The sequence below is a fragment of the Paraburkholderia sp. 32 genome (assembly GCF_050435345.1).
Classification (GTDB): domain Bacteria; phylum Pseudomonadota; class Gammaproteobacteria; order Burkholderiales; family Burkholderiaceae; genus Paraburkholderia; species Paraburkholderia tuberum.
The window spans coordinates 147688-160550 of sequence record NZ_JBNDKD010000001.1 but is presented as its reverse complement, the minus strand read 5'-3'; the positions used below and the strand labels follow the sequence as shown (position 1 = coordinate 160550).

Below are 12863 nucleotides of genomic sequence, written 5' to 3'. Positions count from 1 at the left end.
GAGGAAAGCACATGAAGCCACGCATCGCAGTCCTTCTTGGCGACCCGGCCGGTATCGGTCCCGAGCTGATCGCGCGTCTGTTCGCGCAGCGGGCGAACCGCGCGCGCGCGGAGCTGCTGATCATCGGCGAGCGGCGCGAGCTCGAAACCGGCATGAAGATCGCGCAGCAGCGCTTCGATTACGACGTGGTCGAAGATGCGCATGCCGCGTTTCAACGCGACGGTGTGCCGTCGCTGATCGATTTCCGTCTGCCCGGCGATCAAGCTTTCGAGCGTGCGGTGGCGACCGAACACGGCGGCCGCTATAGTCTCGCCGCGTTCAGGCACGCGCTCGCGCTGACGCAAAGCAACGTCACCCAAGGCATGCTGTTCGCGCCGGTCAACAAGACCTCGCTGCATCTGGCCGGCATGGAAACCGGCGACGAGATGGAGTGGTTCGCGAAGCAGCTCGGCTACACGGGCAGCTTCTGCGAGTTCAACGTGCTCGACGAGCTATGGACTTCGCGCGTGACCTCGCATATGGCGTTGAAGGACGTCAGCGCGAAGTTGTCGGAGGAGCGCATCGTCGGCGCGGTGCGGCTGATTCACGAAGGCCTGAAGCGAGCCGGCCATCCGCAGCCGCGTATCGCGGTATGCGGTTTCAATCCACACAACGGCGACAACGGCGCGTTCGGCCGCGAGGAGATCGACGTGATCGCGCCGGCCGTCGAGGCCGCGCGCAAGCTCGGCTACGACGCGCAGGGACCGTTTCCCGCCGACACGATCTTCGTGCGCGCGCGCGACCAGAAGGCCTTCGACGGCGTCGTCACGATGTACCACGATCAAGGCCAGATCGCGATGAAGCTGATGGGTTTCTGGCGCGGCGTGACCGTGCACGGCGGCTTGCCGGTTCCGATCGCGACGCCCGCGCACGGCACCGCGTTCGACATCCACGGCCAGGGCAAGGCCGACGTCGGCGCGACGCAGAAGGCGTTCGACATCGTCACGCGGATGGCGACCGAGCGCGTGAACTAACGCGTCAGCGTTTCCTGCGCGGCCCGGTCGAGGCGCGCACCACGAGCTCGGGCGGTGGCCCGAGCACCATCGACGGCTGCCGCTCCGGCGTCTGGATCAAACGGATCAGGCTCTTGATCGACAACTCCGCGACAGCCGCGGTTTGAATCGCGACCGTGGTCAGCGCCGGATGCACCTGATGCGCGAGCTGAATGTCGGTGATGCCGATCACCGAAACGTCGTCGGGCACCGAGCGGCCGAGCGTGATCAACGCCTGGATCGCGCCGATCGCGAGCAGGTCGTTGGTCGCGAAGATCGCGCTCAGTTGCGGGCGGTTCGCCATCAGTTCCATGCAGGCGGCGAAGCCGGCGTCGATCGAGTCGCGAATCTGCAGCACGGCGGCCGCATCGGCTTCGATGCCGGCCATGCGCATCGCGGCGCGAAAGCCGTTCGAGCGCGCGTCCTGCAAACCGCCGCAGCCGTCGCCGATCAGCAAGCCGATCTCGCGATGGCCGAGTCCGAGCAGATGCCCCGCGGCCAGCTCGCCGGCACGCGCGAAGTCGACTGCGATGCACGGTAGCTCGGGCGGCGACTCGGGGTGCTCCCACATGGCGAGCAGAATCGGCGCGCTATGCGTCGCAGACGCGCACAGGTCGTTGATCGTGATGTCCGTGTTCATCACGAGCACGCCGTCGGCGAGCGTGCCGGCAATCTGGTTCAGATACGCGCGGCCGATTTCGGCATCGTCGTCGGTATTGCAGACCATCAGGAAGTGGCCGGTCTTGCGCGCCGCGCGCTCGGCGGCGAGCACGAACTCCGGGTAAAACGGGTTCGAGATGTTCGACAGCATGAGCGCGAGCGTCGACGAACGGCCTTCGGCGAGCGCGCGCGCATTCAGGTTCGGCCGGTAGCCGAGTTCGGCGATCGCCTGCAGCACGCGCTCAGCCGTTTCAGGGCGGACTTTCTCGCGATTGCGCAGCACGTTGGAGACCGTGGCGGCGGTAACCTGCGCGCGTTTCGCGACTTCGGACAACGTGACCATGTCGGGTTATCCCATATTTAGGGAGGTCAATTCAAATGTTGCAAACGGCCTGCGACATTGCTAACTTTCTCAAAAACGTACCGGAGACACCCACCATGACTTTATCCGTCGAACTCGAATTTAAGCGATTAAATGCCGCCGGCACAAGGCTAGGGCGTTTTATTTCGGCCAAAATTTAAGCGGTTAAATCAAGGCGGAGACAGCATGGCGACGATTCGTTTGAGCGATGTGCAAAAGGCCTACGGCGACCATCCGCCGGTGATCCGGCGCGTGAATCTCGAGATCGCGCAGCATGAATTCGGCGTGTTTCTCGGCCCCTCGGGCTGCGGCAAGTCGACCTTATTACGGATGATCGCCGGTCTCGAAGACCTCAGCGAAGGCGAGCTGCATATCGGCGGCCGCCTCGTCAACGACGTGCCGGCCGCCGAGCGCGGCGTCGCGATGGTGTTCCAAAGCTACGCGCTGTTTCCGCACATGACCGTGTTCGACAACATGGCGTTCGGATTGAAGCTCGCGAAGCAGCCGAAGGACGTGATCGAGCGCAAGGTGCGCGAAGCCGCGCGGATTCTGCAACTGGAAAGCTTGCTCGAACGACATCCGAAAGCGCTGTCGGGCGGCCAGCGGCAGCGCGTCGCGATCGGCCGCGCGATCGTGCGCGAGCCGGGCGTGTTTCTGTTCGACGAGCCGCTATCGAATCTCGATGCCGCGCTGCGCGGCCAGACGCGCGTCGAGATCGCGCGTCTGCATCAGCGCTTCGCGAATGCGAGCGTCGTGTACGTCACGCACGATCAGGTCGAAGCGATGACGCTTGCCGATCGCATCGTGCTGCTGCATGCGGGCGCGGATGCCGAGCGCTTCGGCAGCATCGCGCAGAGCGGTGCGCCACTCGAGCTGTATCACCACCCGAAGTCGCGCTTCGTCGCGGGCTTTATCGGCTCGCCGCGTATGAACTTCGTCGATGCGACCGTCGAGTCGATCGAACCGGGGCGTGTGACGGTGGCGCTCGTGGCCGGCGCGGAAAAGCTGGTCGTGCACGTCGACGGTAAACGGCTGCAACGCGGCCAGCGCGTCACGCTCGGCGTGCGCCCCGAGCATCTGCGGCTCGATGGCGACGAACAGTTCATTCAGTGCGCGACCGTGCTATCGGAACGGCTCGGCGAGCACAGCTATATCCACGCGGACCACGCGGGAGGCACGCTGATCGCGAAGGCGCCCGGCGATACGCCGCTCGGCGCGGGCGAGCGCATCCGCGTCCATGTTCCGCCCGCTGCCTGTCATCTGTTCGACGAGCAGGGACTCGCGCTGCGGCGTAGCACGTTCGAGCCGGAACGCGCGGCCGCCTGAACGATCGTCGACGGCGGACCTGCTTGAACGGTTCGTCAGACTGAATTCCGCCATAGAGCGGGTTACATCGCCGGCCACGCTGCGTAGCCGGTCAACAAGGTAGACAAGGAGACATAGATGATTGCTCTTCGCCTTCGCCGTTTCGCACAGGTGTCGATCGCCGCCGCCGTGGTGGCCGGCGCGCTCGGCAGCGCCGCGGTCGACGCGGCCACGCTGAACGTCAACGTATCGGCGCGCGGTAATCAGCGCTCGACCTGGCAGGATGCGTTCGACCAGTTCAAGAAAGCCAATCCCGACATCGACCTGAAAATCACCTACGTGACCGAGGAAGCCTACAAGGTGCAGATGGGCGGCTGGCTCGCCACCGATCCACCCGACGTCGTCTCGTGGCACGACGGCGAGCGGATGGCCTATTACGCGCAACGTGGTCTGCTCGAAGATCTGAGCTCGGACTGGGCGAAGAACGGCTGGTCGCAGCAGTATGCGTCGGTCAAGGACGCGTCGACGTACAAGGGCAAGCAGTATGCGGCACCGCTCGGCTATGACGCGTACGGCTTCTTCTATCGCAAGGATCTGTTCGAGAAGGCCGGCATCAGGAGCGAGCCGAAAACGTGGGACGAACTGCTCGACGCCAACAAGAAGCTGAAGGCGATCGGCGTCGCGCCGATCGCGGTGGCCGCACGCGACAGCTGGACGCTGGCCGCCTGGTTCGACTATCTCGATCTGCGCATCAACGGCAACGAGTTTCATCAGAAGCTGATGGCCGGCGAAATTCCGTACACCGATCCGCGCGTGAAGAAGGTCTACACGACGTGGAAGACGCTGCTCGACAATCACGACTTTATCGACAATGCGCTGTCGTACGACGTCGATTCGATCGGCCCGATCCTCAACAACGGCAAAGCCGCGATGATGCTGATGGGCACGTTCTTCTCGGCGAGCTTCCCGCCGTCGATCAAGGACCAGATCGGCTTCTTCCGTTTCCCGGTGCTCGACGCGAACGTGCCGATGGCCGAGGACGGCCCCGTCAACGTGCTGCTGATTCCGGCGAAGGCCAAGAACAAGGCCGACGCGCGCAAGCTGCTCGCGTTCATGGAGACGCCGAAGATCAACGCCGAACTCGCGAAGGGCTGGGGACAGTTGCCGTCGAACAGCCAGGCGGCGCCGCCTGAGGACGCGATCTCGAAGGTCGGCTTCCAGACGCTCGCGAACACGAAGGGCGGCATCGCGCAGTTCTACGATCGCGATATGCAGAAGGAAATGGCCGACGAAGGCATGAAGGCCATGCAGCAGTTCTACAGCGATCCGTCGCAACTCGACAGCGTGCTCGCTCATCTCGAAGCGACGCGCAAGCGCATCTACCAGAAGTAAGTCCCGCCGCGCCGGCCGCCTGAGCGCGGCCGGCTTGCGGGTCCCCTTGCGGGTCCCAATTCCGCCTTCGATTTCCGACGAGGCCGTTCCATGTCACATACCGCAGCGCGCCGCCTGCCCGCGGCGCGGCACCGTCGCGTCTCGACGACGCGCCGTCATCAGCATCGCGCCGCGTTTTTCTTTCTGCTGCCGGGCTGCGCGTTGTTCGCGCTGTGCGTGATCTATCCGATCATCAGCAGCATTTCGCTGAGCTTCTACCACTGGGACGGCATGACGCCGAAGACCTTCGCCGGTCTCGCCAATTACGTCGAGCTGTTTCAGTCCGATACGTTCTATACGGCGCTGAAGAACAACCTGATCTGGCTCGCGCTGTTTCTGCTCGCGCCGCCTCTCGGTCTGCTGTTCGCGCTGTATCTGAACCAGCAGGTGCGCGGCATGCGCGTCGTGAAGTCGCTGTTTTTCGCGCCGTTCGTGCTGTCGGGCGTCGTGGTCGGCCTCGTATTCAGCTGGTTCTACGATCCGACGTTCGGGCTGCTGCGGCTGATCGTCGGCCGTGGCATTCCGGTGCTCGGCGATCCGCATACGGTCACGTTCGGCATCATCTTCGCCGCGCTGTGGCCGCAGGCGCCGTTCTGCATGATCCTGTATCTGACCGGGCTCACCGGCATCAATCCCGAGGTGGTCGAGGCCGCGCGCATGGAAGGCGCGCAAGGGCTGCGACTGCTGTGGCACGTGATCCTGCCGCAATTGCGGCCCGCCACCTTCATGGCAGTGGTGCTGACCGTGATCGGCGCACTGCGCAGCTTCGATCTGATCGCGGTGATGAGTGGCGGCGGTCCGTTCGACAGTTCCACCGTGCTCGCCTATTTCATGTACGACCAGGCGATCAAGTACTACCGCGAAGGCTATTCCGCCGCGATTGCGGTCGTGCTGTTCGCGATCATGCTCGTCTATATCGTGTTCCATCTGCGCCGCATGTTGCGCGAGGAACGCTGATTCTCTGAACCTCAGGAGTACCCGCTCATGTATCCGCTTCCCGTCGAACGCTGGAAACCGCTGAATCGCACGCTTTACAAGGCCTCGCTGCCGCTGGCGCTGTTTATCTGGCTGCTGCCGATGCTCGCCGTGCTGCTGACTTCGATCCGCTCGACGGACGAGTTGTCGCAAGGCGACTACTGGACGTGGCCGAAACACTTCGCGTTGCTCGAGAACTACGGCACCGCGCTCACGCAAACGCCGATGCTGCATTACTTCGCCAATAGCGTGCTGATCACGGTGCCGTCGGTGATCGGCGCGATCGTGCTCGCGTCGATGGCGGGCTTCGCGTTGGCGACGTATCGCTTTCCGGGCAACACGGCCGTGCTGTTCGCGTTCGTCGCCGGCAATTTCGTGCCGATCCAGATCCTGATGATTCCAGTGCGCGACATGGCGCTGAAGTTCGGCCTGTTCAACACCGTGTGGGCGCTGGTGATCTTTCATGTGTCGTTTCAGACTGGCTTCTGCACCTTGTTTCTGCGCAACTTCATCAAGCAACTGCCGTTCGAGATGATCGAGGCCGCGCGCGTCGAAGGCGCGGGCGAGTGGACGATCTATCTGCGCATCGTGCTGCCGCTGATCCGCCCCGCGCTCGCCGCGCTCGCGATCCTCGTGTTCACGTTCGTGTGGAACGACTACTTCTGGGCGCTGTGCCTCACGCAAGGCGACGACGCCGCGCCGATCACGGTGGGCGTCGCCGCGCTGAAAGGGCAGTGGACGACCGCGTGGAACCTCGTCGCGGCGGGCTCGGTGCTGGCCGCGTTGCCTTCGGTGCTGATGTTCTTCGGCATGCAAAGGCACTTCGTCGCCGGACTGACCTTCGGGGCGAGCAAGGGATAAACGGCGCTTGAAACACGATTGAAACGACGGCTCGACGTCAACTCACCACGAGACTTTCACATGCAACTTGGTGTCTGCTACTACCCGGAACAATGGCCGCGCGCGATGTGGGCCGACGACGCGCAACGTATGGTCGAACTCGGCATCACGCATGTGCGGATCGCTGAATTCGCGTGGAGCCGTATGGAGCCGCGCGCCGGCGAATTCGACTGGCAATGGCTCGACGAAGCGGTCGAAACGCTCGCGAAAGCGGGCCTGAAACTCGTGCTCGGCACGCCGACCGCTTCGCCGCCGAAGTGGCTCGTCGACGCCCACCCGGACGTGTTGCCGGTGCGCGCGGACGGCGCGCGCTGGAATTTCGGCTCGCGGCGTCACTACGATATTTCGAGCGACACGTACCGGCGCGAATGCGTGCGCATCGTCACCGCGATGGCGATGCGCTATGGCCGGCATCCGTCGATCGTCGCATGGCAGACCGATAACGAACTCGGCTGCCACGACACGGTGCCGAGCTATTCGGCCGCGGCGTTGCAGCGCTTTCACGCGTGGCTGCAGCGGCGCTACGCAACGATCGGCGCGTTGAACGACGCGTGGGGCAACGTGTTCTGGAGCATGGAGTACCCGTCGTTCGACGCGATCGGGCTGCCGACGCTGACACCCACCGACGCCAATCCGATCCATCTGCTCGACTTCCGCCGCTTCATGTCCGACGAGGTGGCGAGCTTCCATCGCGAGCAGATCGAGGTGTTGCGCGAGCATGCGCCGAACGCGGATCTGCTGCACAACTTCATGGGCTTTTTCACGACCTTCGATCACTATCGCTTCGCCGCCGACAACGCGATCGACGTCGCCGCATGGGACAGCTATCCGATTGCGCGCACTGAGTCGATCGCGTTGCCGGAGGAGCAGAAGGCGCGCTTCGCGCGTACCGGACATCCCGACGTGTCCGCGTTCGATCACGACCGCTACCGGGGCATTGGCGGCGGGCGCTTCTGGGTGATGGAGCAGCAGGCCGGTCCGGTGAACTGGGCGTCGTGCAATCCGATTCCGGCGCCGGGCATGGTGCGGCTATGGGCGTACGAGGCGTTCGCGCATGGCGCGGAGCTGGTGTCGTATTTCCGTTGGCGTCAGTGCCCGTATGCGCAGGAGCAGATGCATTCCGGGCTCAATCTGCCGAACGACGAACTGTCGCCGGGCGGTCTCGAGGTGCAACGGGCCGCGCGTGAGATCGCGGGCAGTACGGCGCTGTCGACGCTCGCCGCGCCCGCGCGCGCGGCCACCGCGCTGGTATTCGACTACGAGACGCAGTGGATGTTCGAAATCCAGCGTCACGGCAAGGGCTTCGACTACCAGACGCTCGCGTTCGACTACTACGAGTCGCTGCGCGAACTCGGGCTCGATGTCGATATCGTGTCGAGCCGGGCAGATCTTTCGCGCTACCAGCTAGTCGTGGTGCCGAGTCTCGCGGTGATCGACGCCGCGCTCGTCGAGCAGATCGCGCGTTCGAACGCGCAATGGGTGTTCGGCCCGCGCAGCGGCTCGAAAACCGACGCGTTCGCGATTCCCGGCAATCTGCCGCCCGGCGCGTTGCAGCGCGCGCTGCCGATCCAGGTGCTCGAAGTCGAAACGCTGCGCTCGACGCTGGCGCCCGCGCTGTCGATCGACGGCACCGAGGGTTACGCGCTGCACTGGCGCGAGCATGTGCGCGCCAATGGCGAGACACGCATTGCCGCGCGCTTCGACGATGCCTGGCCCGCGCTGCTGACGCACGGCAACGTGCGCTATGTGGCCGGCTGGCTGTCGCATGAACTGCATCGCACGCTGTTGCGGCAGGCGGCGCGCGATGCGGGCCTCGATACGCAGATACTCGCCGATGGACTGAGGCTGCGCCGCCGCGGCGGCTTGACCTTCGCATTCAATTTCGGCGCGCAACCGGTGCAGGCGCCAGCACCGCGCAATGCGACGTTCGTGCTCGGCGAGCCGCGCCTGAATACCGGCGACGTCTGCGCGTGGAAAGACGCGTGACGTGGTGTGGTTGTCACGTCACGTCACGAAGTCAACCGAGTGGATTCCGACGCCGAACGTCGGGTGGAAAGTCGGCGCCGGCGACCAGTGGGACAACAACACGCTGTTCGATTTCCACGGCAACGCACTGTCGTCGCTGGATGCGTTCCGGCGGCGCTAGCGCATCGCGGGTGACACGCCGGCATCACTGTGCCGGCGATGCCTGCCCCTTGTGCTGGTTCACGCACTCCGACGTGATCGCCATGCTCGCCTGATCGGGCGTCATGTGTGGCGCGTCGGGGCTGTAGATCTTTTCGATGATCGCGTCGACGGCCGCGCGGTCGGACGGGTCTTTGTAGTAGTGGGCGGCCTGCTCGAGCGCCTGAGCTTTGGTCTTTTTGTGTGCGCGCCACGACGCGACCTGGCCGGCGATATCGCCGAGCGCGAAACATTGATCGCTGACGGTCTGCGCGACGGCCTGAGCGGCCGGCTGCGCGATGCACAGCGCGACGAGCGCGGATACGACTACGCGTTTCATTACTGGAGTCCTGACATGAGACGGCGGCGGCGCGGCAGCGGCGGTGATCGCCGCGCCTGGCCGCGCGCGGAAAAATTGTTGCGTAGTGTATCGGGAAGTAGGCCGGGGCGCTTTTCGCCGCCGTGGATCGCAATGCCGCAGGCGAACGGGCGTGACGTCGATGCATCACAGCGGCAGCGGCCGATCCTTTAGCCAGGTTTCAGGCGCGGCGATGGTTCTGATTGCCGTGCTGCTGTGTGTCGAGCAACTGCTCGCGTTCAGGTAAGCGAGAGATTCCAGCCGTTCAGCGAAACAAAAAGCCGCCCTGCGATTCGCAGGGCGGCTTCTGGGTCACCACTCGATCGAAGCGTCACCGGTCCGCTGGCGCGCACATTTCATTGCAGGCTCAATGGCCGAACGACTCCGTCTTCGACGCACCCGCTTCCGCCGCCTGCGGCCGTGCCGCCTGCTTGATCAGCAGCGCGACGCACGATAGCAGACCCGCCACCGCGATCGTCGCGAAGATGCCGCCGAACGAGAAGTGGCGGCGCGCCAGCTCGGCTACGAGGAACGAACCCGCAATGCCGCCGAAGCGGCCGACGCCAAGCATCCACGCGACGCCCGTGCCGCGGCCCACGGTCGGGTAGAACGCGGCGGCGAGCGCCGGCATCGACGATTGCGCGGTGTTCATCAGCACGCCGGCGATGAACACGATCAGCACGAGCGCGCCGACGTTGCCGGCCGCCTGACCGATGAAGTACACGCTGACGGCGGTCAGTGCATAGCACACCGCAATGACGCGGTTCGCGTTGAAGCGGTCCATCAGCACGCCGGCCAGTACCGCGCCGACGCCGCCGAGCGGGAACAGCGCGGAGATCAGCGTCGCGCGTTGCGGCGTGAGGCCGGCGTCCTTCAGCAGGATCGGCATCCAGTTGATCGATGCGTAGAAGATCACGAGGCCCATGAAGTACGCGACCCACAGCATCACCGAACCGACGATGTACGAGCGCGACAGCACGACGCCGAGACCCTTGCCGCCGGTTTGCGGCGCGGTTTCGGTCATCGTGAAACCGGCGGCCTGCACCGCGTCGCCGGAAATGCGCGCGAGAGCGGCGCGAATCCGCTCGGCCGGCTTGTTATTCGCGACCATGTAGCGGACCGACTCCGGCATCTTCGCGAGCACCAGCAGCAACAGCAGCAGCGGCGTGACGCCGCCGAGGATCAGCACACTGCGCCAGCCCAGATGCGGAATCATCCACGCGGCGAGGAAGCCGCCGAACGCGGCGCCGAGCGGGAAGCCACAGAACATCAGGTTGATCATGGTGGCGCGGCGGTTGTCCGGGCAGTACTCGCCCATCATCGTGACCGCGTTCGGCATCGCGGCGCCGAGGCCGACGCCGGTGACGAAGCGCAGCACGGTCAGTTGGTCGATGCCGGTCGAGAACGCCGACGCGAGGCAGGCGACGCCGAACAGCAGCACCGAGCCGACCAGCATCGAGCGACGCCCGAGGCGGTCGGACAACGGACCCGAGCCGAGCGCGCCGCACGCGAGGCCGAACAGCGCGGCGCTCAGCACCGGCGCGAGCGCGGGCTTGTCGATACCCCATTCGGTGATCAGTGAAGGCGCGATGAAGCCGATTGCAGCAGTGTCAAAACCGTCCAGCAGGACGATGATGAAGCACATGAAAAAGATCAGCCATTGGAACGGCGAAAACGGATGCTCGTTGATGAAGGTTTGAACGTTCACAGCGGGGCTGCGGTTCATGATGGTCTCCTGGCAGCGAAAGGCCCGACACGACGAGCTATTCTTCTCTAAGACTGTACGCCGTCTGGCAACGGCGTACGATGCCTGCGGCGGGCCAACTGGCCGTTCATCGGCAATGAATCATCCCGGACGGATCGGTTTGACGGAATCGCGCCGGGCGAGGGAATTTGTTCGAATCAAGAACTGTGATTCTCTGTGCGAACGCGCGCCACTGTAAGGAATGAAATCGATGCGGTCAACGGGGGAATACCCGAGCTTCGCAGTGACGGACGTGCCCGCCGATGCGTGGCAGGCGGCGCGCTGCAATCGGGCCGCAGAAAGGACGAGGCGCGCCAAGCTCAACGCGCCAAAGCAACCGGCGAACGGCGTCGAGACATCTGCCCGTCAGGCCGTCACCCCGGGATTGGCCACCGTCCGCTCGATTCGCCCCAGCCGGACCACCGTCACACCGGGGCGTAACTGCCGCAGCGACGGCATCACGAGCATGCAGTTGTCGTAGGGGGTGCGCACCTCTTCGCCGTTCGACCAGCCGATCACGGCGCCCGCCTCGGCGAAAACTTCGAGGCCGGTGTACGCCGCGGCGAAGCTGAAGTCCATGCTGGTCGCGACGACCGGCTGTGTCACGCGCACGATGTTCTGCTCGGGCGGCAATGGCGCGAGCCATCCAGGCGGCAGATCCGCTTCGTCGATCACGCCGGCCAGCAGCAGGAAGCGCGCGGTCGTATCGCGCGCGACCGCCACCGCATGGCGCTCCCAATGCTGGCCGCATTCGATCAGCAGCGCGTTCTTCGGGCTCGCGGCATCGCCGAACCCTTCGTAGTCGCGCATGCGGCGGCCTTCGGGATGCCCTTCGTCGCAGATCACCGCGGCGGGCGTACCGAGCCGCACCGCGAGGTCGATGCCTTTTTGCAGCGGTCCCGCGACGATCAGCGGCTTGCACCGCTCGTGCATCGAATGCAGGTCGAGCAGCACGTCGACCGTATCGATCACCGGGCGCATCGCACGCGCGCGCTGCAGTTCGCTCGACCTGCGCGACGTGTCGTCGAGCACCGCCGCCGTCCACACGCGGTTGAAGTCCTGATCGACGAAGCGCGCGGCGTCCGGATTCGCCGGATCGAAGCGCCGGTACGCGGCGACGTTCGCGAACGACAGCGTGAGCTGTCCGCGTCGCGGCCGCAACGCGCGACGCAGCAGTTCGTCGACGACGATCGCGCCGCACACTTCGTTGCCGTGCGTGAGCGCGTTGATCATCACGTGCGGGCCGGGCACGCCCGAATCGAACGTGTGGACGTATGCAATGCCCGACGACGATGGCTCGTGCGGCGCGATATCGGGGAATTCGACTTCGATCGGATAGGCTTCTCGGCTCATGGCGGCGTCCTCGGTGAATGGCATTGGTAATCTTTTCGTAAGACGTTGTTATTCCCGGCGCCTTCCGCAAAAGATAGTAAATGTTCTTCAGACATGTGCTTACCGTATCCCGCCACGTCGACAAAATCGTGAACGGATATCAATGACGTGCGGATGCGAGGCGCATCTTCAGCGTGCGCGCCCGCGCATCGCCCAATACCGGTTGCCGAGAAAGCCCACGATCACGTAGACGGGAATGCCGCACAGTTGCGCGAGATAGGGCGCGTGCGTGAGATGCAACACCGAAACCATCGTCGCGAGATTGGCCAGGTACGAGATCAGCACGACGATCAGAAAGCGGATGGCGGTGTGCCGCGTGGCCTCCGTCCTGAACGTGAACCTGCTGTTGAGCGCGAAGCTCAGTCCCACACCCATCGCGTAGCCGACTATGTTCGCAACTACAGGAATCGCGCCCGCCGCCTGCACGATAAAGATGATGGCGGCCGAGATCACCGTATTGAGGCCGCCAACCAGAAGATACTTGATGAACTGGCGAAGAGGTTCGGTACGCGATGCTGTCGTGCGTAGACTGTTCATCGAATG

11 protein-coding genes and 1 pseudogene are annotated in these 12863 nt (G+C 64.5%); 7 read left to right on the top strand and 5 right to left on the bottom strand.

Annotated elements, in window-relative coordinates; all coding sequences use genetic code 11:
• Positions 1–11: 11 nt before the first annotated feature.
• Entirely contained in the window at positions 12–1013 is a 1002-nt protein-coding gene (locus tag OKW26_RS00735; RefSeq protein ID WP_429352345.1) for a 4-hydroxythreonine-4-phosphate dehydrogenase PdxA, read from the top strand.
• Between the two features lie 4 nt (positions 1014–1017).
• Here the strand turns inward: OKW26_RS00735 and OKW26_RS00730 are convergent, their stop codons facing one another.
• Positions 1018–2034 (bottom strand): LacI family DNA-binding transcriptional regulator, encoded by a 1017-nt coding sequence (locus OKW26_RS00730; RefSeq protein WP_090809209.1) that lies wholly within the window; start codon positions 2032–2034, stop codon positions 1018–1020.
• Positions 2035–2238: 204 nt separating this feature from the next.
• On the opposite strand from OKW26_RS00730, the gene OKW26_RS00725 reads away from it, so the two are divergent.
• The 6 genes and pseudogenes from OKW26_RS00725 to OKW26_RS00700 all read left to right on the top strand — a co-directional run.
• Positions 2239–3378 (top strand): ABC transporter ATP-binding protein, encoded by a 1140-nt coding sequence (locus tag OKW26_RS00725; protein WP_429352344.1) that lies wholly within the window; start codon positions 2239–2241, stop codon positions 3376–3378.
• Between the two features lie 117 nt (positions 3379–3495).
• Entirely contained in the window at positions 3496–4749 is a 1254-nt protein-coding gene (locus OKW26_RS00720; protein ID WP_429352343.1) for an ABC transporter substrate-binding protein, read from the top strand.
• A 90-nt stretch (positions 4750–4839) separates the two neighbouring features.
• The gene (locus OKW26_RS00715) at positions 4840–5745 is read left to right on the top strand and encodes a carbohydrate ABC transporter permease (RefSeq protein WP_090809213.1); all 906 of its coding nucleotides are present in this window, start codon (positions 4840–4842) and stop codon (positions 5743–5745) included.
• 27 nt (positions 5746–5772) lie between these two features.
• Complete coding sequence (locus tag OKW26_RS00710) at positions 5773–6624, top strand: carbohydrate ABC transporter permease (RefSeq protein WP_018424689.1); 852 nt, start codon at positions 5773–5775, stop codon at positions 6622–6624.
• A gap of 60 nt (positions 6625–6684) precedes the next feature.
• Complete coding sequence (locus OKW26_RS00705) at positions 6685–8649, top strand: beta-galactosidase (RefSeq protein WP_429352342.1); 1965 nt, start codon at positions 6685–6687, stop codon at positions 8647–8649.
• A 37-nt stretch (positions 8650–8686) separates the two neighbouring features.
• Positions 8687–8809, top strand: a pseudogene (locus OKW26_RS00700) (glycosyl hydrolase 53 family protein); the annotation flags it as partial.
• A gap of 24 nt (positions 8810–8833) precedes the next feature.
• Here OKW26_RS00700 and OKW26_RS00695 read toward each other — a convergent pair.
• From OKW26_RS00695 to OKW26_RS00680, 4 genes are all read right to left on the bottom strand, one after another.
• A complete protein-coding gene (locus OKW26_RS00695; RefSeq protein ID WP_184039654.1) occupies positions 8834–9166 on the bottom strand; it encodes a hypothetical protein in 333 nt (110 codons plus the stop codon).
• Positions 9167–9551: 385 nt separating this feature from the next.
• On the bottom strand, positions 9552–10910 hold the full coding sequence (locus OKW26_RS00690; protein ID WP_184039656.1) for an MFS transporter: 1359 nt from the start codon (positions 10908–10910) through the stop codon (positions 9552–9554).
• A 384-nt stretch (positions 10911–11294) separates the two neighbouring features.
• Positions 11295–12281 carry a M14 family metallopeptidase gene (locus OKW26_RS00685; RefSeq protein WP_429352341.1) on the bottom strand — a complete coding sequence of 329 codons (987 nt, stop codon included), beginning with the start codon at positions 12279–12281 and terminating at the stop codon, positions 11295–11297.
• Between the two features lie 168 nt (positions 12282–12449).
• Positions 12450–12857 (bottom strand): GtrA family protein, encoded by a 408-nt coding sequence (locus tag OKW26_RS00680; protein WP_184039660.1) that lies wholly within the window; start codon positions 12855–12857, stop codon positions 12450–12452.
• Between the last annotated feature and the right edge of the window lie 6 nt (positions 12858–12863).